The 20,075-nt window shown below is 74.9% G+C and carries 13 protein-coding genes and 2 pseudogenes; 9 read left to right on the forward strand and 6 right to left on the reverse strand.

Annotation, left to right across the window (positions count from 1 at the left end):
• Positions 1–3: 3 nt before the first annotated feature.
• The 3 genes from ACFWMZ_RS22330 (at position 4) to ACFWMZ_RS22340 (ending at position 1,964) form a co-directional block, all read left to right on the forward strand.
• Positions 4–954 carry a universal stress protein gene (locus ACFWMZ_RS22330; RefSeq protein ID WP_383203660.1) on the forward strand — a complete coding sequence of 317 codons (951 nt, stop codon included), beginning with the start codon at positions 4–6 and terminating at the stop codon, positions 952–954.
• A 49-nt stretch (positions 955–1,003) separates the two neighbouring features.
• The gene (locus tag ACFWMZ_RS22335) at positions 1,004–1,402 is read left to right on the forward strand and encodes an ACT domain-containing protein (protein WP_383203662.1); all 399 of its coding nucleotides are present in this window, start codon (positions 1,004–1,006) and stop codon (positions 1,400–1,402) included.
• Between the two features lie 61 nt (positions 1,403–1,463).
• Entirely contained in the window at positions 1,464–1,964 is a 501-nt protein-coding gene (locus ACFWMZ_RS22340) for a hypothetical protein (protein WP_383182527.1), read from the forward strand.
• Positions 1,965–2,034: 70 nt separating this feature from the next.
• Here ACFWMZ_RS22340 and ACFWMZ_RS22345 read toward each other — a convergent pair whose 3' ends face one another.
• Positions 2,035–3,960 (reverse strand): N-acetylmuramoyl-L-alanine amidase, encoded by a 1,926-nt coding sequence (locus ACFWMZ_RS22345; RefSeq protein ID WP_383203686.1) that lies wholly within the window; start codon positions 3,958–3,960, stop codon positions 2,035–2,037.
• Between the two features lie 392 nt (positions 3,961–4,352).
• Positions 4,353–5,510 carry an aminoglycoside phosphotransferase family protein gene (locus tag ACFWMZ_RS22350; protein ID WP_383203665.1) on the reverse strand — a complete coding sequence of 386 codons (1,158 nt, stop codon included), beginning with the start codon at positions 5,508–5,510 and terminating at the stop codon, positions 4,353–4,355.
• A 234-nt stretch (positions 5,511–5,744) separates the two neighbouring features.
• Between ACFWMZ_RS22350 and ACFWMZ_RS22355 the strand changes: the two genes are divergently transcribed.
• A complete protein-coding gene (locus tag ACFWMZ_RS22355; protein WP_383182523.1) occupies positions 5,745–7,226 on the forward strand; it encodes a hypothetical protein in 1,482 nt (493 codons plus the stop codon).
• A 134-nt stretch (positions 7,227–7,360) separates the two neighbouring features.
• Here ACFWMZ_RS22355 and ACFWMZ_RS22360 read toward each other — a convergent pair whose 3' ends face one another.
• A complete protein-coding gene (locus ACFWMZ_RS22360) occupies positions 7,361–8,662 on the reverse strand; it encodes a PAS domain-containing protein (RefSeq protein WP_383203668.1) in 1,302 nt (433 codons plus the stop codon).
• A gap of 271 nt (positions 8,663–8,933) precedes the next feature.
• Between ACFWMZ_RS22360 and ACFWMZ_RS22365 the strand changes: the two are divergent.
• The 3 genes and pseudogenes from ACFWMZ_RS22365 to ACFWMZ_RS22375 all read left to right on the forward strand — a co-directional run bounded on the left by ACFWMZ_RS22365 (position 8,934) and on the right by ACFWMZ_RS22375 (position 11,956).
• A pseudogene (locus ACFWMZ_RS22365) lies at positions 8,934–9,879 on the forward strand (LysR family transcriptional regulator).
• 397 nt (positions 9,880–10,276) lie between these two features.
• Positions 10,277–10,678: pseudogene (locus ACFWMZ_RS22370) on the forward strand (GAF domain-containing protein); the annotation flags it as partial.
• Positions 10,679–11,185: 507 nt separating this feature from the next.
• Complete coding sequence (locus tag ACFWMZ_RS22375; protein ID WP_383203689.1) at positions 11,186–11,956, forward strand: PucR family transcriptional regulator; 771 nt, start codon at positions 11,186–11,188, stop codon at positions 11,954–11,956.
• Positions 11,957–11,992: 36 nt separating this feature from the next.
• On the opposite strand, the gene ACFWMZ_RS22380 is transcribed toward ACFWMZ_RS22375, so the two are convergent.
• Together ACFWMZ_RS22380 and ACFWMZ_RS22385 are read right to left on the reverse strand one after the other, a co-directional pair.
• Positions 11,993–13,369 carry an FAD-binding oxidoreductase gene (locus ACFWMZ_RS22380; protein WP_383182517.1) on the reverse strand — a complete coding sequence of 459 codons (1,377 nt, stop codon included), beginning with the start codon at positions 13,367–13,369 and terminating at the stop codon, positions 11,993–11,995.
• A gap of 144 nt (positions 13,370–13,513) precedes the next feature.
• The gene (locus ACFWMZ_RS22385; RefSeq protein ID WP_383182515.1) at positions 13,514–15,079 is read right to left on the reverse strand and encodes a peptidoglycan-binding protein; all 1,566 of its coding nucleotides are present in this window, start codon (positions 15,077–15,079) and stop codon (positions 13,514–13,516) included.
• Positions 15,080–15,587: 508 nt separating this feature from the next.
• Here ACFWMZ_RS22385 and ACFWMZ_RS22390 point away from each other — a divergent pair.
• Together ACFWMZ_RS22390 and ACFWMZ_RS22395 are read left to right on the forward strand one after the other, a co-directional pair.
• Positions 15,588–16,763 carry a DUF1996 domain-containing protein gene (locus tag ACFWMZ_RS22390; RefSeq protein ID WP_383203671.1) on the forward strand — a complete coding sequence of 392 codons (1,176 nt, stop codon included), beginning with the start codon at positions 15,588–15,590 and terminating at the stop codon, positions 16,761–16,763.
• 181 nt (positions 16,764–16,944) lie between these two features.
• On the forward strand, positions 16,945–18,732 hold the full coding sequence (locus ACFWMZ_RS22395) for a discoidin domain-containing protein (RefSeq protein WP_383203674.1): 1,788 nt from the start codon (positions 16,945–16,947) through the stop codon (positions 18,730–18,732).
• 119 nt (positions 18,733–18,851) lie between these two features.
• Here ACFWMZ_RS22395 and ACFWMZ_RS22400 read toward each other — a convergent pair whose 3' ends face one another.
• Positions 18,852–19,910, reverse strand: a complete 1,059-nt coding sequence (locus ACFWMZ_RS22400; protein ID WP_383203677.1) for a LacI family DNA-binding transcriptional regulator — start codon at positions 19,908–19,910, stop codon at positions 18,852–18,854.
• Between the last annotated feature and the right edge of the window lie 165 nt (positions 19,911–20,075).

A 20,075-nucleotide genomic window follows, 5' to 3' on the forward strand; every position in this document is an offset into this window, starting at 1 on the left:
ACCATGAGCACCCTGCCTGTCATCGCGGCCGTCGACGGATCGGAGGACAGCACCCGGGCCCTGGAGTGGGCCCTCACCGAGGCCCGCCTGCGCGAGGCGCCCCTGCGCGTCGTCCACGCCGTCCGCACCGCCGCCCCGCGCGGCGCCGAACCCCCCGCCGGAGCCGACGCCCCCGACAGTTCCGTCATCGTCCAGACTCGCGAAGCCCTCGCCGGACGCACCGGACTGCCGGAGCTCTCCTTCGCCACCCTCGACTCCAGCGCCGCCTCGATCCTGCCCGGCCTCGGCGCCGAGGCCCAGCTCCTCGTCCTCGGCTCACGCGGCCGCGGCGGCTTCGCCAGCCTCCTCCTCGGCTCCAACGGCATGGCCTGCGCCCGCGACGCCGACAGCCCCGTCGTCGTCGTGCCCCGCCCCGGCCGCGAGGTCCACACCGACGCACCGGAACCCGCGCCCGGCGCCCGCGTCGTCCTCGGCATGTCCGCCGAGTTCCCCGACCCCGAGGACCCGGGCCCCGACCCGGCCCTCGCCTTCGCCTCCCGCGAGGCCGCGCTGCGCTCCGCCCGGCTGCACGTCGTCTGCGCCTACCCCTGGCCCCTCGTCGCCTGGGCCGCCGCCGGAGAGTTCGTGCCCACCGCCGCCGACCAGGAGGCCGCCGAGGCCGAGTGCCGCCAGCTGGTCGCCGAGCGCATCGCCACCCTGAAGGAGACCTTTCCCCAGGTGACCGTGGACGCCGAGGTCGCCGCGGGCGACGCCGCCGGCCACCTGGTCGCCGCGGCCCGCGGCGCCGAACTGGTGGTCGTCGGCCGCCACCGCCCCCGCGCCTTCTCCCCCGTACGGATGCTCGGCTCCGTCACCCACGCCGTCCTCCTGCACGCCCCCGCACCGGTCGCCGTGGTGCCCACCGCGCAGGAGCTGGCGGAGGCCGCCGCGGCCTCCGGCGAGGACGCCGCCTGAACCCCGGCCCGCGCCCGGCCCGGCGGGGCGCGGGCCCTATCCTCCCGCCATGCACCCCGAACACGACCTCGGCCGCCTCCTCGCGGGCCTGAGCCCCGAACGCCACCCGGGCGCCTACGTCTACGCCACCCTCCCCGAGGACCAGCCCCTGCCCGCCGGACTCGACCCCGTCGTCACCGTCCGCGAACCGGAAGGGCGCACCCTCGTCGTCACCCGCGAGGAGGCCCACGCCCACGGCCTCACCTCCACCTACCCGGCCGGGTGGATCACCCTGCGCGTCCACTCCGCGCTGGACGCCGTCGGCCTCACCGCCGCCGTCTCCGCCCTCCTGGCCGACGCCGGGATGAGCTGCAACGTCGTCGCCGGTTTCCACCACGACCACCTCTTCGTCCCCGAGGCCCGGGCCGACGAGGCCGTCACCCTGCTGCGCACGGCCGCCGCCCGCTGAGCGGCCCGTGCCCCCCGGCACCGCCCGCCGCGCGGCGCCGCCGTGCACGTACCATGGCGGCATGTCCTTCCTCCGCCGCCGCAGCGCCGCCACACCAGCGGGCCCGGACTTCGACGTCCTGGCCATGGACCCCGAGGACTGGCCGGGCAATCTCGGCGCGGGGCTGCTGCCCGCGCCCGACGGCTCCTGTCAGGGCGTCTTCCTGCGGTACGACCTGTTCGGCGGCCGCGGACCCGCGATGATCATCGGCAACCTCCCGCAGGGATCGCCCGCCCGCGATCTTGCCGACAAGCAGCCCCCGTTCGAGGTCTCCCAGCTCCTCCTCGCCCTGGACAACGAGGAGGAGGTCGAGGTCGTCGACACCGAGGACGTCCCCGTGATGCAGGGCGACAACCTCCTGATCGTGCGCCGCGTCAAGCTTTCGGAGAGCCGCGTCTCCTGCGTCCAGTTCGACCGCAGCGACAACGTCCTGGTCACCGTCGCCGCCTGGGACCGCCCCATCAGCGACGACCTGTACGCCCTCCTCAAGCCGCTGCCCGCCGAACTCTTCCAGCAGGGCTGAGCCACCCGCACACCACACCGGCCGGGAACCGCAGCGGCGGTCCCCGGCCGGAGCCGTCTCGCGGTACGCCTCAGCGCCGCGCCGCCCGCACCACCACGTCGGCCGCCCGCACATAACCGACCCGGTGCCCGTACTGGACCTGGTAGTACTGCTCCGCACCCCGCACCACCGTGTGACCGGCGGTGTCGAAGGCCGGCGCGAAGTAGTACTCGCCCGGCACGCGCCCGCCGGACACGTATCGCTGGCCCGCCGCGATCGTGTACGGCAGCGGCACGATCTCCTGCGGGGTGACGCCCGCCGGGTACGCCTCCTTCTCCGGGTACGCCCTGCCGTACACCGGGGCCTCCGCCAGGCCCGGCCTCGGCGTCAGCACCCGGCCCGCGGTCGGCACCGCCACCGGCGCCCTGCGCGGGTTCTTGAACCAGGCCTTCTGCCCGAGGTACCAGATGGCAGTCCACTCGCCCCGCCGCTCCGCCACCGCGTAGCTCTGACCGGCCGAGACCCGCGACCCCAGGTCGTTGACGTCGATGGTCGACGGCGAACCGTCCGGGCGCAGCCCGATGTCCTGGACCAGCGGCGCGTCCTCGCGCGGCTCGGTGTGGACCCGCACCGCGCTGGAGCCGTGCGGCGCGCACGGCTCGCCGGCCTTCTCGCAGCCGGTGAACTCCGGGCGGTTCCTCGCGTAGTCGGGCGCGATGGTGACCAGTTCGGCGTTCTTCCCCGCCGACGCCTTCAGCGGCGCCCCGAGCAGCGCGAAGTAGTGCTGCCAGTCCCAGTACGGGCCCGGGTCGGTGTGCATCCCCGGGATCGTCTCGGGAGTGGTCCCCGGCACCGTGTCGTGCCCGAGGACGTGCTGCCGGTCCAGCGGAATGTCGTACTTCTTCGCCAGGTACGACACCAGCCGCGCCGAGGTCCGGTACATCGCCTCCGTGTACCAGGCGTCCGGGTCGGCGAGGAAGCCTTCGTGCTCCAACCCGATCGACTTGGCGTTGGTGTACCAGTTGCCCGCGTGCCAGCCCACGTCCTTGGCCCGCAGATGCTGGGCGATGTGGCCGTCCGTGGATCGCAGCGAGTAGTGCCACGACACGTACTCCGGGTCCTGCACCAGCTCCAGCGTGGTGTCCCAGGTCGCCTCGGTGTCATGGATGACGATCGAGTCGATCCGGGAACTGCGCGGCCGGTCCGCCTTGTCGTGGTTGCCGTAGTCACCCTCCCCGAACTTCTCGTACGGCGCGGGCAGCCACTCGCACGAGACGGTACGCGGGCACTCCACCGCGCCCTGCCCGCCACCCTCGCGCAGACCGAGCCCGGCCGTCTGCGCGGCGTCCGGCACCGCCCCCGGCTGCGGAGCGAGAACCACTCGCAGGCCGCTGTCGGTGGTCCGGGCCTCGCCGGAGCGCAGCACCGAGAAGACCTCGTCGGCGTAGGCGGCGGCGGTCCGCCGGTCCTCCGCTCCGGAGAACGCCGCCACCGCGCCGTACCAGTCGGCCGGGTCCTCGCCCGCCCGCGCCCCGCGCTCCCGCTGGGCCTCGGCCAGCAGCGCGGCACCACCGCGGATGTTGGCGGCCGGGTCGCTCCGCAGCCGCTCGGCGGGCAGCCCGCTCAGGCGCGCCGCCTCCCGCAGCGTCGTCAGCCGCTCCGGCAGCTCCTCGGCGGCCGAGGGCAGCACCGGCTCGGGGGTGCGGGCCGGACGGGAGGCGTCGCCGCGGGCGTCCTCGCCGTGCTCCCCGTGGTGGCCCGTCGACCGGGCCAGCGCCGTGCGGGCGTCGGTCAGGTGCATCGGCCCGTAGCCGCCGGTGACGCTCGGCCTGCCCTGGTGCGTGTCCCACCGCGACTGGAGGTAGGCCACGCCCAGCAGCACGCTCTCGGGCACCCGGTACTCGCGGGCCGCCGCCGCGAACGCGCCCTGGAGACCGTCGGCGGGGTCGCCAGGGGCGGGAGCGGGGGCGGCGCCCAGCAGCGGCAGGACCAGCGCTGCGCCGGCCAGCGCCGTCAGCCCGGTCCTGCGGGCTCTGCGCCCGCCCGCGCCGACGAGAGCAGGGACGTTTCTTCGCACAGGGCCTCCTGGGAAGGGGCCGCGCGTCGCCCGGGACGCGCGGAACAGCGGGAGCCCGGACCGGGGCGCGTACGTGATCACCGAGGCGGGGCGTGGACCAGTGGTACCGGCTTGACGATGATCCGTCAACAGCCCTGTGGTGGCGCCGGTTCGGCGGATGGCGCGCCCTCGCCGTCACCCTCCCGCACCCTTTCCGGGCCCTCCCCCTCCCGCCGGGGGCGCGTCACGGGAATAGACCTCTGCCGCTCGGTACCCGGCGTTCCGTCGCCCGGGAAGCACCGACTCGGTCCGCCCCTGCCCCGGGGCGGACCGCGCTCGGTCGCGAGGCCCGGTCAGCGGGTCCCGACCGCCGCCCGCACCGCACGGCGGACCATCGCCCAGTCGTCGTGCAGGCGGCGCAGCAGCAGCCGCTGCTCCTCGCCGGCCGGAGCGGCACCCGCACGGGCCGGGCCCGCCGGAGTCTCCCGCATGCTCCGCTGCACCGCCGACTCGCAGGCCCGGATCTCCCGGGTCAGCACCAGCATGAGGTTGACCAGGAAGGCGTCGCGCGCCGCCGGGCCGCTGCTCTGGGCGAGGTGGCTGATCTGCTGACGTGCCATCGGGGCGTCCCCGACCACCGTCCACAGCGTCGCCAGGTCGTACCCGGGCAGGTACCAGCCGGCCTGCTCCCAGTCGACCAGGACCGGGCCGGCGGGGGAGAGGAGGATGTTGGACAGCAGGGCGTCCCCGTGGCAGAACTCGCGGGTGCCGACCCGGCCCGCGGAGCGGGCGATGCCGTGCAGCAGCTTCTGGAGGTCACCGAGGTCGCGGTCGGTGAGCAGCCCCAGCGCGTGGAAACGCGAGATCCGCTCCGCGTAGTCCAGCGGCGCGCCGAACATCCTGGTCGGCGGGCGCCACTGGTTGAGGCGGCGCACCGCGCCGAGCACGGCCCGCAGGTCGGCCGCGGGCGGTGCCTCCACCGGGTGGCGCTGGAGCGCCGCCGCCCGGCCGGCCATCCGCTCGATCACCAGCGTCCCGTTGTCCGGGTCGGCCGCGACCAGCCGCGGGACCCGCACCGGCGGGCGGTGCCGGACGAACGAACGGTACGTCGCTATCTCGTGCCTGATCCGCTCCGCGCGTTCGGCCGACTGATCCACCGAACACTTGGCGACCGCGGTGGTGCGCCCGCTCGTCCCGACCAGCAGGACGGAACGCGGGCTGCGCCGCAGCACCTGGACGGGGTGGAACTCCGGGCAGACGCGGTGTACGGCGGCGACGGCCGCCCGCAACTGCGCTCCCTGCGGGCCGGACAGGTCCAGCCTTCCGCTGAGAGGTGGTGTGCCGAGCCCCGGTACGCGTCGGGTCCGACCGGAGGCGAGCACTGTGGCCGCAGGGCGCGCGGGGTCGAGGTACGGGCCGCCGCCCGGCGGGTTGGCTTCCCTCGCCCGAGGCGGGCGGGTGCTGAGCGGCGGCCGGGACGGGGCGGACACGGAGGACGATGCTGCGTACATGAGCCTGACAGATCCCTTCGTGTGCCTGTGAGGTACGCGCCCACCCGGCCCGGTCACCGGGCCGCACCCTGGGGAGTGCGGGGGACGGCCACCGGGTCGGGGAGGCGCATATCTACCTGACACCCGCCAGCCGGTGGCACACCATCTGGCGCACCCTGGCGAACCCTGGCGAATAGTCGCTCAGCAACTGACAGGGGGCTACTGTCAACTCAGCCGAGAACCTGGGGGCTTGACGTGAGCGGACAGACCAACACCCGCCTTGCGGACCACTTCGGCCTGACCGGCTGGTCCAAGGGGGAACTCGCCCGGCTCGTGAACCGGCAGGCGGCGGCCATGGGCCACCCCCAGCTGGCGACCGACACCTCGCGGGTCCGGCGCTGGATCGACATGGGAGAGATCCCGCGCGACCCGGTGCCCACGGTGCTGGCGGCCCTGTTCACCGAGCAACTCGGCCGTGTCGTGACCATCGAGGATCTCGGTCTGGTTCGACGCGGGCGCACGGGGAAAAGACGGCCCGGTGGGAGCGCGGAGCGCTCCGACGGCGTGCCATGGGCGCCCGAGCGAACGGCTGCGGTCCTCACCGAATTCACGGGAATGGACCTCATGCTCAACCGACGAGGCTTGATGGGCGCGAGCGCCGCGCTCACCGCGGGCTCCGTGCTCACCACCGCCATGTACGACTGGATCCAGGCCGATCCGGCACCCCCCTCCACCCTCCCGGGCCCGCGCGGCGGCTACGCCGACCAGGCCGGCTTCGACCGGTACGAGGCGGCCCCCGTCGGCTCGCAGGAGGTCGCCGAACTCGAACACTCCGTCGACATCTTCCGCGCCTGGGACGCCTCCCGGGGCGGCGGCCTCCAGCGCAAGGCCGTGGTCGGCCAGCTCAACGAGGTGGGCGGGATGCTCTCCTACCGCCACCCCGACCACCTCCAACGCCGCCTGTGGGGCGTGGCCGCCAACCTGGCCGTGCTGGCCGGGTGGATGTCGCACGACGTGGGCCTGGAGCCCACCGCGCAGAAGTACTTCGTGATCGCCACCCACGCCGCCCGTGAGGGCGGTGACCGTCCCCGCGCCGGCGAAGCGCTCTCCCGCGCCGCCCGCCAGATGGTCCACCTGGGCCGCCCCGACGAGGCGCTCGACCTGATGAAGCTCGCCAAGACCGGCTCCGGCGAGGAGGCCCTGCCCCGCACCCGCGCCATGTTCCACACCATCGAGGCGTGGGCGCAGGCGGCGATGGGGCGCGGCCAGGCCATGCGCCGCACCCTCGGCGAGGCGGAGACCCTCTTCGTCTCGGACCGCGGCGGCACGGAGCCGCCCAACTGGATGCAGATGTTCGACGAGGCCGACCTCCACGGCATGCAGGCGCTCGCCTACCGCACTCTGGCCGAGCACGAGCCGGCGGCGGCCCAGCAGGCCGAGCACCACGCCAAGGTCGCCCTGGAGCTGCGCGCGGAGCAGCGCGAGCGGTCGAAGATCTTCGACCACCTCTCCCTAGCCTCCGCCTGCTTCATCGCCGACGACCCGGAGCAGGCCGACCGGTACGCCCGGCTGGCGCTGGCGTCGATGAGCGACAACTCCTCCCACCGCACCTGGGACCGGCTGCGGGAGATGTACCGGCTCACCGCGCAGTACGCGGGTTACCCGAAGATCGAGACCCTCCGCGAGGAGATCAAGATGGTCATGCCGAGCCCGAGCCGGCGCGCCGCCCCGGCCTGACCGCCCCGCTCAGCGCGGCGACCCCGCCAACACCCCGTCGTTCCACCCGCCCTGACGGCGTGGCGGACCGGGGGGTCTCACCGGTGCCCGGCTCGTACGGGTGCCCGGACGCCGCTCCGGCATGCCCCGGAAGCTCAGCCGTTCCCGGCTGCCTGGGAACCGGCGCCGGTCCGGAGGGTGACCACCCGTGCTGCTCCGCGCCGCCCGTCTCCGGCGTGGTCCGCGGCGCCGGCGAGCGCCTGGACCGCCAGCTCCGCGCAGGCGTCGGCGTCGAGGTGCGGTCCGAGGCCGGGGGAGAGGCCCAACAGTGCGCCGGTGGCCCGGTCGTGCTCCGCAGACGGGTCTGCCTCAGGGTGGCCGCCCGTGGTGTGCAGGAGCAGCAGGTCCCCGGGGAGCAGCCGCTCCTGAAGGCCGCCGGGATCCAGCGGAAGGACCGCGCCGCCACGGTGGAGCAGGGGGGCGGGGTGGCTGCCGGTGCGGCCCCAGGCCAGGGTGGAGCTCACCGGGTCGTGGACGCAGCACAGGGCGGGGCCGATCCGGTCCGGCCCTTCGGCGCAGAGCAGCGCGGCCGCCAGCTCCAGCGCGTCACCGGGCTCCTCACCCCCGGCGACCAGGCCGCGCAGGGTTCCCACCAGGAGGTCGCGGCCGACCGGCGGCCGGCGGTCACCCGTCGCCAGCAGGGTGCGGCCGTCCGGCAGGGACAGAACGTCGCACCAGGTGCCGTCCTCCTCCGCACCGGGACCCGGCGGCAGATGCCGTATCGCCGTCGTGGTCCTCCTGCCTGGGACGGCGTCGGCCGGCGGCGGGGGAACGGGGGCGACGACGCCGGTGCGTCCGACCGGTGTCCCGGCGCCGGTGACGTCGCGGAGCACCGCCCGCATGGAGGCGGTGGAGCCGTGCGCGTCGAGGACCGGGGCCCCGCTCATGTGCAGGGTGCGGACGGTGCCGTCTCCGCCCACCACCCGGAAGGCGCCGTCCAGCGGCCGGCCGTCGATCAGGCAGTCGGTCACCATCGCGGTGAGCAGCGGCTGGTCCTCGGGAAGAAGTAAGGAGGGAAGTTCGTCCAGCGACAGGGCACGCGACCCCTCGTCCCGGCCGAGGACCCGGTACAGCTCCGGCGACCAGCACACCGCGTCGGTGAGCAGGTCCCACTCGGCGCTGCCCTCGGTGGCCTCCCGGCCCTCGGGGGCAGCCGGCTGCTCCGGCTCGGGCAGACCCCCGCTGAGCCGCCCGAGATGCCCGCCGACATCGTCCAGCTGCCGCAGCGCCAGGTCGTAGAGTGCCCGGCGGCGCGGCGGATCGGGCTCGCCGCCCCCCGCGTCCTGCCGTACGGCGTCCAGGGCGCCCCGCAGCCGCCGCGTCCCGTCGATCAGCGCCCGTACCGAGCCGTGCACGGACGGCTCGGGTGCGGGGTGGACCGAGGAGCGCGAGGACATACGGACTCCGATACGAGGGCGGCACGGCCGGCGGCCGACGGTGGGGCCGGGTACGACTGTCGCACAGGGCCCGCCGACCCGTGAGCGATTCGGCAATACTCGATGCGATGGTGCTCCTGGCATATGCCGGAAGCCCGACGAGGGGCACCGAGCGCCGTTCGCGCGGCCGCGCGCGGCCCGCGCCACCGCCGGCGGCCGCCGGACGTCGCGGTCGCCTCCGACGTATGGCCGCAACCGCCCGCCGCCCATAACTTCCTGGTATGGCCTGGAGTTGCGTCACCTGCGGACCGTACGGGCCATCGCCGACGAAGGCAGCCTCACCCGCGCGGCCGCCGCCCTCGGCCTCGCCCAGCCCGCCCTCTCCAGCCAGTTGGGGCGCATCGAGAAGGCCCTCGGCGGTTCCCTCTTCGACCGCGACCCCACCGGGGCCCGCCCCACCCTGCTCGGCGAACTCGTCCTGGAACGCGCCCGCGTCGTCCTCCCCGCCATGCGCGGACTCCAGGAGGACGCCGTCCGCTTCGCCGACTCCTGGAACCGCATCCGCCGTTTCCGCCTCGGCGCCACCCACGGACCGCTCCTCGGCGCCCTCGTCGACCGCCTCGCCGCCGCCGAACCCACCGCCCCGTCTCCACCCACACCTCCTGGTCGGTGGAGGAGATCAGCTCCCTGCTCGTCGCGGGCCGCCTCGACCACGCCCTCATCGGCGTCTGCGGCGAGAGCAGCCCGCCACGCGAGGCCGACCTCGTCTGGCAGGTCGTCGGCGTCGACCCCGTCTTCGTCAGGCTCCCCGAGGGCCACCCCCTCGCCGACGAGGACGAGATCCCCCTCGCCCGCCTCTCCCGCGAGGCCTGGACCGACGTCCCCGGCGACGGCTGCTTCGCCGACTGCTTCGCCGCCGCCTGCGCCCGCGCCGGATTCACCCCGCTCTCCGTCTTCGAGACCGACACCGCCTCCTGCGTCCACCTCGTCCAGGTCGGCCGCGCCGTCGGCCTCTGCCGCGCCACCTTCCCGCCCACCCCCGGCCTCGTCACCCGTCCCCTGGCCGGAGCCCCGCTGAGCTGGCGCCACCTCCTGGGCCTCCACCCCGGTTCACCCGCCGCCGGGGCCGCGGCGCCGTCCTCGGCCACGCCCGCGCCGCCTACCGCGAGGCCGCCGCACACAGCGACAGCTACCGCGCCTGGCTCGCCGCCCACCCCCGCTTCGGATCGCCCCCCTGACCCCCGCACCGCGCCCCGCCGCCGCGTATGGTCCGACCAGTACCAGCCGTGCCCGGCCCGCCACGCCGGACACACCGCACGACCGGCCGGGCACCGCCGCCCGGCCACGGAAGGGACCCCCATGCCGGAGCCCGCCGGCACCGCCCCGGACGCGGCCACCGCCAGCCCCTGGCTGAAGCTGCTCGCCGAAGGCGCCCCGCTCGCCGCCCTGGAAGCGTGCCGCCACCGCCTCGTCGCGGCCGGACCGCCCGAGACCCACCCGGCCGTCGAGGCCGAGGCACGGCGCGCCCTGCACGTCCACGCCCTCCTGGAGGCCCGCACCCGGCAGGCCGCCGAGACCGCCGTCCTCAACGACCTGGCCCGCCGCCTCGCCGCCCTGCACGCACCCCAGGACGTCCTCGACGAGGTCGCCGCCCAGGCCCGCCGCCTCCTCGGCACCGACCTCTCCTACATCATGCTCGCCCAGGACGACGCGGCCCTGCGCATCGAAGTGGTCGACGGCTCCATCGGCTCCGCCCTGCGCGGCGTCGAACTCGCCCGCGGCGTCGGCCTCGGCGGCCTCGTCGTCCGTACCGGACAGCCCCACTGGTGCGCCGACTACCTCCACGACGACCACCTCACCCACGCTGCCACCGTCGACGCCGCCGCCGCGGGCGAACAGCTCCGCGGCATCCTCGGCGTCCCCCTGCGCGTCGGCGAGGAGACCATCGGCGTCCTCCTCGTCGCCCAGCGCGTCCCCCGCACCTGGACCGACCACCAGACCGGGCTGCTCACCGCGCTCGCCGCGCACGCCGCCCTCGCCCTGCACAACGCCGAACTCTTCGACCGCCACCAGCGCACCACCGCCGAACTGCGCCGCCGCGCCGAGGCCGACCGCCGCGCCGTCGCCCTCCACCAGCGGCTCACCCACATCGTCCTCGGCGGCGCCGGGCTCCACGCCGTCACCGACGCGCTCCGTGACGCCCTCGGCGCCGGGATCACCGTCCTGGACGCCCACGACACCGCCCTGCCCACCGGCGCCGCCGACCCCGGCCCGCACGCCCTCGCCACCGCCCTGGCCGCCGACACCGGCCCGCCCGCCTCCTGCTTCACCGGCCCCGCCGACCGCGCCACCCGGCTGCGCGACACCCCCGACGGCCACTGGGCCCTCGCCCCCGTCGTCGTCGCCGACGAGTACGCGGGCTGCGTCGTCGCCCGCCACCACCGGCCCTTCGACGCCAACACCGTCCGCTCCCTGGAGACCGGCGCCACCGTCATCGGCCTCGTCCTCGCCTCCGAACGCGCCGCCACCGAGGCCGAGCGCCGCGTGAGAGGCGAGTACCTCACCGCCCTCCTCGACGGCACCACCGACGACGCCGTCCTCACACGCCGCGCCCGCTCCGGCGGCATCGACCCGGCCGCCGTCCGCACCGTCCTGGTCCTCGACGGCCCGCACGCCGGAACCGCCGCCGCCCGCGCCGCCCGGCACGGCCACGGCTGGTCGCTCGAGTACGCGGGCCTCGGCGTCGCCCTGCTCCCCGCCACCCCCGCCGACGCCCGCGACCGCGCCGCCCGCGAACCCGCCACCGCCGTCGCCGCCCGCGCCGACGGCACCGTCGCGTCCATCCGCGCCGCGCACCGCCGCGCCCGCTCCGGCATCCGCCTGCTGCACGCCCTCGGCCGCACCGGCGCCAGCGCCGACAGCGACGAACTCGGCATCTACGAAGCCCTCTTCGGCGGCGCCGGGGACGGCACCCTCGACCGCTTCGTCACCGCCACCATCGGCCCCCTCGCCGCCCACGACCGGGACCACGGCACCCGCCTCACCGAGACCCTCGACGCCTACCTCGCCCACACCGCCCGGCACACCGCCACCGCCGAGGCCCTGCACATCCACCCCAACACCCTCTACCAGCGGCTCGCCCGGATCAGCACCGTCCTCGGCGACGACTGGAAGGAGCCCGGCCGCGCCGTCGAGGTCCAGTGGGCCCTGCGCCTGCACCGCCTCAGCGACCGTCTCGCCGCCTCCGGCCCGGACCCCGAGCAGGACCGGACCCCTGGCCCCGGCACGCCGACGGGGGCCCGCGGCCAGGACTGACCGGCCCCCGCGGACCCCCGTACGCACCGCCGCGGCTCACCCCTGCCGGTCGGCCACCACCTTGCCCGGATTGAAGATCCCCGCCGGGTCGAGCGCCGACTTCACCGCGTGGTGCATGCCGAGCACCGCCTCGCCCAGCTCCTTGTCCATCCCGCGCATCTTCAGCAGCCCCACACCGTGCTCACCCGTCACGGTGCCGCCCAGCGCGATCGCCTCGTCCAGGATCTCGTCGAAGACCAGCTGCGCCCGGGCCTTCGCCGCCTCGTCCCCGGCCTTCGTGATGATCAGCGGGTGCAGGTTGCCGTCGCCGGCGTGCGCCACGTTGGCCACGTGGACGTCGTGCCGCTCGGAGATCTCCTCGATCCGGCGCAGCATCTCCGGCAGCGCCATCCGGGGCACGCACACGTCCTCCGTCAGCAGCGGACCCAGGCGCTCCAGCGCCGGGTAGGCCAGCCGCCGCGCCTGGAACAGCGCGTCCGCCTCCTGCTGGTCGGTGGAGACCACCGCCCACCCGGCCCCGGCCTTCTCGAAGCACTCCCGCATCCGCTCCGCCTCGGCGTCGCCCTCCGCGCCGGGAGTGTCGACCCGGCCCAGCAGCACCACGTTGGCGTCGGCCGACAGCCCCATGTTCTTCCACGCGTCCACCGCCGCCAGGCAGTGCCGGTCCACCAGCTCCAGCGCCGAGGGGATGATCCCGGCCGCCGTCACCGCGCTGACCGCCTCCCCGGCGTCCACCACCGAGTCGAAGTACCCGGCGACCGTCCGCTCCAGGGGACGCGACGGGCGCAGCCGCACCGTGATCTCCGTGATCACGCCGAGCGTCCCCTCGGAGCCCACCATGAGCCCCGCCAGGTCGTACCCGGCCACGCCCTTCGCGGTCCTGCGGCCCACCCGCACCAGCTCGCCTTGGCCGTTGACCATCTCCAGCTCCAGGACGTAGTCCCGGGTCACGCCGTACTTCACGCAGCACATGCCGCCGGCGTTGGTGGCGACGTTCCCGCCGATCGTCGACCACGGCGAGCTGGCCGGGTCCGGCGGGTACCACAGGCCGTGCTCGGCGCAGGCGGCCCGCAGATCGTCGTTGACCACGCCGGGCTGCACCACGGCGTACCGCTCGTCGGTGTCGATGCGCAGGACCTGGTCCATCTCCTCGAAGGAGAGGATGACCGCGCCGTCCACGGCGTTGGCGCCGCCCGACAGGCCGGTGCCCGCACCCCGGGCGATCACCGGCACCCGGTGTTCGAGGCAGAACCGCACCACGTCCCGGACCTCATCGGCGGAGCGCGGACGGACCACGGCGAGCGGCATGCCGTACGGCGCCCACTCCGCCTCGTCGTGCTGGTAGCGGCCGAGAGCGGCCGGGTCGGTGATGACCTTCGCGGCCGGTATGCGGTCGACTGGTGCGTTCGCCACGCCGTGGCACCTCCCTGAAGAACGGAACCCCTCCATTCTCCGCCCGGTGCCCACGTCGCCCGCATGGAGGAATCTCACATGATCGCGGCCCGGTGGTGGAGAAGACCCCCACCGCCGGGCCGCACGTGTGCGCCGGTCCTCCGGTCAGCTTCCCGACTGGAGCGCCTGCCAGGTCGCCGGGCCCACGACGCCGTCCGCCTCCAGCGACTGCGCGCCCTGGTAGGCGCGGACCGCCTCCGCCGTGCCGGAACCGAAGCTGCCGTCCACGGCGACGGTCTTCCCCGAGGCCGCCGTCAGCGCCCGCTGCAGCCTGCTCACCGCCTCACCCGAGGAGCCGGAGCGCAGCGTCGGCGCGGTACCCGCCGAGAGCAGCGCGGTCCACGTGGCCCTCCCCACGATTCCGTCGGCCTCCAGGCCCTGGTCCTCCTGGAACGCGCGGACCGCCGACTGCGTCGACGCGCCGAAGGACCCGTCCACCGCGCCGGGCTGGTAATCCTGCTCGGTCAGCAGCCGCTGCACCGCCTTGACCTGCGGCCCGCTGGAGCCGCTGAGCTGCGTCGCGTACGAGGCGAAGGTCAGCTCGTCCACCGCCCCGCTCTCCCCGCCGACCAGCTCCATGTAATGGGTCCAGTCCCAGTTGGGGCCGGGGTCGGTGTGGTCGTTGCCGGGCACCTCGACATGGCCGAGGATGTGCGCCCGGTCCTTCGGGATGCCGTACTGGTCGCACAGGTACGCGGTGAGCGCCGCCGACGAGCGGTACATCGCCTCGGTGAACCACGCCGGGTCGTCCACGAACCCCTCGTGCTCGATGCCGAGCGACGAGGCGTTGGCGCTCCGCGCGTGGTACGCGGTGTCGGCGTCCTTGACCATCTGGGTCACCTCGCCGTCCGAGGACCGGATCACGTAGTGCGAGCTGACCTGCGCGGTCGGGTTCTGGAACCAGCTGATCGACCCCGCGTACGAGCCCTGGGTGACGTGCACGACCACCTGGCTGATCGCGGCCGAGCGCCCGGAGGCGAAGTTGCCCGCGGCGGCGGGGACCCAGCGGGCCGACGGGTAGTCCTGGCTGACCGCGGCGGGGCCGACCTCCGGCGCCTCGGGGATCTCCGGGGCCACGTCGCGGGCGGCCACCTCGACCGGCTCGCCGCCGTCGACCGAGGTACGCAGGCCGTCGGCGAGGAAGCGGTAGACGGTGTCGGCGTAGAGCCGCGCGGTGGCGGCCTCGGCGCCGCTGTACTGGGCGACCGCCGCGTACCAGGCGTCGACGTCGTCCCGCTCGGCCGCGCTCAGCCCGAGGGCGTCGGCACGGGCCCGCAGCACGGCGGCGCCGCCCAGGAGGTTGGCGCCGGTGTCGCGGCGCAGCTCGGCCGGGGACTGGCCGGTGATCCGGGCCGCCTCCTCCAGCGTGCGCAGGTCCGGGTTGCTGACCAGGTGCATCACGCCGTAGCCGTTGGCCTGGCTGGGCTGCCCGTCGTGATCGTCGAGGCGGCTCTCGCCGTATCCGACGGCGGCCAGCAGGTCGCGCGGCACGTCGTAGGTGGCGGCGGCGTGGTCGAGGGCCTCGTTGAACGGCCGGTCGGCGGGGGCGGCGAAGGCCGCCGGGGCGACGCCGGTCAGCGCCCCCGAGGCCAGCACGGTGAAGGCGGCGAGGGCCGCGGAGCGGACCCCTCGGCCCGGAACGCTGCGGCGGGGCTGCTGGCCTGCGGTCATGTGGGGGTGTCCTTCTCGTCTTCCGGGCTGCTCCGGTCCGGACGTTGTACCGGCCGCGGTGGGGGCGGGACCGGTGGACACACCGGTCCGTGCGGCGGACGGGGGGTGAGCGTGCGGCAACTGGGCTCCTCGGTCCAGGGGCGGCGGCAGTCGAACGGGTGGGGCCGTCCGGCGGCTCGCGGAGGGGCCAGCGTAGTGGCGTGATCGAGCCATGACAATGACTCCCCTGCCGTCCAACCGGGCCGCTGTATACGCGCGTTGATTCCGGCGCGGCGGCTCGGTCCCCGGACCTCAGCCGGAAGCCGGCTCGGTCGGCGCCGGAGGCCGCATCTCCACCCGGGCCGGCATGCGAGGCCGCCGCCCGTCGGTCCCCGACAAGCTCGGGACGGCCGCCCGGTCAGCCCCCCCCGGACCGCGCACAGCGCATACGCGAGAAGTGTTGACAGCACGTTACGGGCCCTGGAAACTCCGTGGGAGAGCGCTCTCCCGACAACTCACGGAGGTTGTGATGGAAAAGAGGGCAGCCCCCCGCACTCGCCGGCCCCGGGCCCTGTTACGGACCCGAGCCGCCACCCCCGACCCCACACGTCACCACCGCCCCCGCCGCCGCAGGGGCCCCCTACTCCTCTCCGTCCTGCTGGTCGCGGCCTCCCTCGGCGCCGCCGGAGCCGCGGCCGCCGTGGCTCAGGGCGCCGGCAGCCCCACCGAGGCGACGGTCCAGGCCGGCCACTCCGGCCACGCCGCCCACGCCCAGGGCCGGCCCCGCGCCGGAGGCGACGACCCCGACGGCGACGGCTACATACCGGCCCAGCCGCCGGTCACCGGCGTGGAGCCCTCCGAAGCCGAGCCGCCCCACCGGTACTTCCACGAGTTCCAGGCCAACTGCTCGGTCACCCACACCGCCCCCGACGACCCGATCGTCTTCCCGGGGCAGCCCGGGGCCTCCCACGACCACACCTTCATGGGCAACGACACCACCGACGCCCACTCCACCACCGCCTCCCTCCAGGCGGGCAACACCGCCTGCAAGGCGCCGGGGGACCGGTCCGCGTACTGGATGCCGACCCTGCTCCAGGCGGGCGAGCCCAAGATGCCCGTCGGCCCGCAGACCATCTACTACAAGTCCGGTGTCACCGACTACACGAGCGTCCGGCCCTTTCCCACCGGGCTGCGCTACGTGGTCGGCAGCCCCCTGCAGACCAAGGAGGAGTTCCGCAACCACCCCGGTTTCGTCGAGGGCTGGGAGTGCGGAGAGAGCTACTTCAACGACAACATCCCCGACCACTGCCCGAGCTACAGCCAGCTCGACATCCGCTTCCAGGCCCCGAGCTGCTGGGACGGACAGCACCTCGACACCCCCGACCACCAGGCCCACATGGCCTATCCGCTGGTGAAGGCGGGCACCAACAACAACGTCTGCCCCACCAGCCACCCGGTGGCCCTGCCGATGATCGAGTTCAAGATGGCCTTCCCGGTCAACGGTGATCTCACCGACGTCGAACTCGCCAGTGGAGAGGGCTACTCCTTCCACTACGACTTCTTCAACGCCTGGGACGAGCCCACCCTCAAGGCGATGGTCGACCACTGCATCGTCGGCGCCCTCCAGTGCGACGCACGCGGCTACGACGAGACCAACCCCGACCAGGGCGCCGTCCTCGACGAGGAGTACGAACTCCCCGCCTGACCCGGCCGGGCCGCACGCTCCCGCCCGGGAACGCGCGCGCCCACCTGATGGAGCGCTCTCCCGCAGCGCCCCGCCCCATACGCGACACGGGGGCGGCAGCCCCACCCCCGCCCCACGGCGGCGGGCACGCACCGCGCCCGCCGCCGCCACCCGCACCGAGCCCAGTCCCAGGAGGACCCGCATGCCCCCCACCCCCCGGCCGACGGCGCCACGGCGCCCCCGTCGCGCCTCGTCCCCGCTGCGCCGCCTCGTGGCCCCCGCCGGAGCGGGCCTGCTCGCCGTCGGCCTGCTCACCCTCCCCGCCCAGCAGGCGGCCGCCGCGGACGACGTGGTCGCCGTCACCGGGAGCCAGGGCGACTGGGAACTCACCGTCAACGGCGCCCCCTACCAGGTCAAGGGCCTCACCTGGGGCCCGTCTGCCGCCGAGGCCGCCGAGAAGCTCCCCGACGTCGCCTCGATGGGCGTCAACACCATCCGCACCTGGGGCACCGACGCCAGCAGCAAGCCCCTGCTCGACGCCGCCGCCGACAACGGCCTGCGCGTCGTCGCCGGGTTCTGGCTCCAGCCCGGCGGCGGCCCCGGCTCCGGCGGCTGCGTCGACTACCTCACCGACACCGCGTACAAGAACGAGATGCTCACCGAGTTCCCCAAGTGGGTCGACACCTACAAGAGCCACCCCGGTGTGCTGATGTGGAACGTCGGCAACGAATCCGTCCTCGGCCTCCAGAACTGCTACAGCGGCGACGCCCTGGAGCAGCAGCGCGACGCCTACACCAGCTTCGTCAACGACGTCGCCAAGAAGATCCACGAGGTCGACCCCAACCACCCCGTCACCTCCACCGACGCGTGGACCGGCGCCTGGCCCTACTACCAGCGCAACGCCCCCGACCTCGACCTGTACGCCGTCAACGCCTACAAGGACGTCTGCGGCGTCCGCTCCGCCTGGGAGCAGGGCGGCTACGACAAGCCGTACATCATCACCGAGGCCGGACCGGCGGGGGAGTGGGAGGTACCCGACGACGCCAACGGGCGGCCCGAGGAGCCCACCGACCAGGAGAAGGCCGAGGGCTACACCGACGCCTGGGACTGCGTCACCGGCCACGACGGCGTCGCCCTCGGAGCGACCCTCTTCCACTACGGCGAGGAGGACGACTTCGGCGGCGTCTGGTTCAACCTGCTGCCCGGCGGTGAGAAGCGCCTCTCCTACTACGCCGTCAAGGGCGCCTACGGCGGCGACACCTCCGGCGACAACACCCCGCCGGTCATCTCCGCCCTCGACGTCGACGGCGACGCCACCGCCGTCCCCGGCGGCCGCGAGCTGACCATCGAGGCCCCGGCCACCGACCCGGACGGCGACGCGCTGGAGTACCAGGCGTACGCCGGCAGCATGTACATCGACGAGAACAAGGCCCTCGTCCCACTGGAGACCGCCGACCACGGCGGCGGCCGGCTCACCGTCACCACCCCGGACCGCCCCGGCGTCTGGAAGCTCTACGTCAAGGTCCGCGACGGCCACGGCAACGTCGGCATCGAGACCCGCTCGCTCGGGATCATCGCCCCGCCGGTCGACGGCACCAACGTCGCCCTCGGCAAGGAGGCCACCGCCTCCTCCTTCCAGGAGTCCTACGGCGACTGCCCCTGCCCCGCCTCCAACGCGGTCGACGGCAACGCCACCAGCCGCTGGTCCAGCGACTGGAGCGACCCCCAGTGGCTGAGCGTCGACCTCGGTGAGCGCACCGACTTCCACCACGTCCAGCTCCAGTGGGAAGCCTCGTACGCCAAGGCGTACACCGTCCAGGTCTCCGACGACGGGGAGAACTGGACCACCGTCCACGAGGTCACCGACGGCAACGGCGGCGTCGACGACATCGAGGTGGACGCCGCCGGACGGTACGTGCGTGTGCACGGCACCGAACGCGGCACCGGCTACGGCTACTCGCTCCACGAGTTCGGCGTCTACACCTCCTGACGGCGCCCCGCCCCGACCCGCGGCCCGGGCCCCGGAGTCCTGACCCAGGACCCGGGCCGCGCCCGCACCCGACCGCCCCGCACCGGCCCTCCCCGTCGCCGGCGCGGGGCGGCCGGGTGTCAGGCGGACTCCCGCACCACCAGCTCCGGATCGAAGATCGCCGAAGTCACCGGCGTGTCCGGCGCCTCGATACGCTGCCGCAGCAGTCGCGCCATCTCCGCCGCCATGTCCTCCACCGGCTGGCGCACCGTCGTCAGCGGCGGCCTGCACGCCGTCGCCGCCGGACTGTCGTCGAAGCCCACCACCGCCACGTCCTCGGGCACCCGCCGCCCCTGCTCCCGCAGTATCCGGCAGGCCCCCTCGGCCATCAGGTCGTTGGCCGCGAAGACCGCGTCGAGGCCCGGATGGTCCGCCAGCAGCCGCGCCATCGCCTCCGCCCCGCTCTGCGCCGTGAAACCGCCCTCGGCCACCGGTACGTACGGCTGACCGCCCCGCGCCATCGCGTCCCGGAACCCGGCCAGCCGCTCCTGCCCCGCCGGCACGTCCAGCGGCCCCGCGATGGTCGCCGGGCGGCACCTGCCGAGCCCGAGCAGATGCTCCGCCGCCAGCCGGCCGCCGTCCCGGTGGGCGAGGTCCACGTAGCTGAGCGGCACCGGCCGCGCGGAACGGGCGAAGAGCACCGCCGCGAGCCCCGCCTCCGCCAGCATCGGCGGCAGCGGATCCTCCGCGTGCGTCGACACCACCAGCGCCCCGTCGGCGCTGCCCTGCCGCAGATACGCCACCACCTCGGCCCGCGCCGCCGCCGTCTCGGCGAACATCAGTACCGGATGCATCGAGTGCGGGCGGAGGTAGCTGATCACGCCGCTCACCACCCGCCCGAAGAAGGGGTCCCCGAACGCCCGCGCGGCGAAGGCGTCCTGCTCCTCCCCACAGTCACCGCCCGCTCCGGACACCACCAGCGCGATCGTCTCGGCCCGCCGCGTCACCAGCGACCTGGCCGCCCGGTTCGGCCGGTACCCGGTCGTGGCGACCGCCTGGCGGACCGCCTCCTGGATGGCCGGATCGACGTTCCGCACGCCGTTGACCACGCGCGAGACCGTCGCGCGCGACACCCCGGCGACCCGCGCCACATCCTCCAGCGTCGGCGCCGGCGAGGACAGTTGGGCATCTCCGCTCATGAACGCACTGTACAACAGCAGGAGAGCGCTCTCACGCTCCGTGGCCGACCCGCTCCCCGTCCGGCCCGCCCGCAGGGGCCCGGTCCGGCCGGACCGGGCCCCCGCCGGGCCGGAGGGCACCCCCCCCCCCCCCCCCCGCCGGCGCAGCACCCCCGCCCGGCCGGC

This window comes from Streptomyces sp. NPDC058373 (assembly GCF_042723275.1).
GTDB lineage: Bacteria > Actinomycetota > Actinomycetes > Streptomycetales > Streptomycetaceae > Streptomyces.

Bases quoted from the DNA above. Each gene is read 5' to 3' on its own strand.
- ACFWMZ_RS22330 (WP_383203660.1), top strand. From the start codon at position 4: ATGAGCACCCTGCCTGTCATCGCGGCCGTCGACGGATCGGAGGACAGC.
- ACFWMZ_RS22335 (WP_383203662.1), top strand. From the start codon at position 1,004: ATGCACCCCGAACACGACCTCGGCCGCCTCCTCGCGGGCCTGAGCCCC.
- ACFWMZ_RS22340 (WP_383182527.1), top strand. From the start codon at position 1,464: ATGTCCTTCCTCCGCCGCCGCAGCGCCGCCACACCAGCGGGCCCGGAC.
- ACFWMZ_RS22350 (WP_383203665.1), bottom strand. From the start codon at position 5,510: ATGTACGCAGCATCGTCCTCCGTGTCCGCCCCGTCCCGGCCGCCGCTC.
- ACFWMZ_RS22360 (WP_383203668.1), bottom strand. From the start codon at position 8,662: ATGTCCTCGCGCTCCTCGGTCCACCCCGCACCCGAGCCGTCCGTGCAC.
- ACFWMZ_RS22385 (WP_383182515.1), bottom strand. From the start codon at position 15,079: ATGACCGCAGGCCAGCAGCCCCGCCGCAGCGTTCCGGGCCGAGGGGTC.
- ACFWMZ_RS22390 (WP_383203671.1), top strand. From the start codon at position 15,588: ATGGAAAAGAGGGCAGCCCCCCGCACTCGCCGGCCCCGGGCCCTGTTA.
- ACFWMZ_RS22395 (WP_383203674.1), top strand. From the start codon at position 16,945: ATGCCCCCCACCCCCCGGCCGACGGCGCCACGGCGCCCCCGTCGCGCC.
- ACFWMZ_RS22400 (WP_383203677.1), bottom strand. From the start codon at position 19,910: ATGAGCGGAGATGCCCAACTGTCCTCGCCGGCGCCGACGCTGGAGGAT.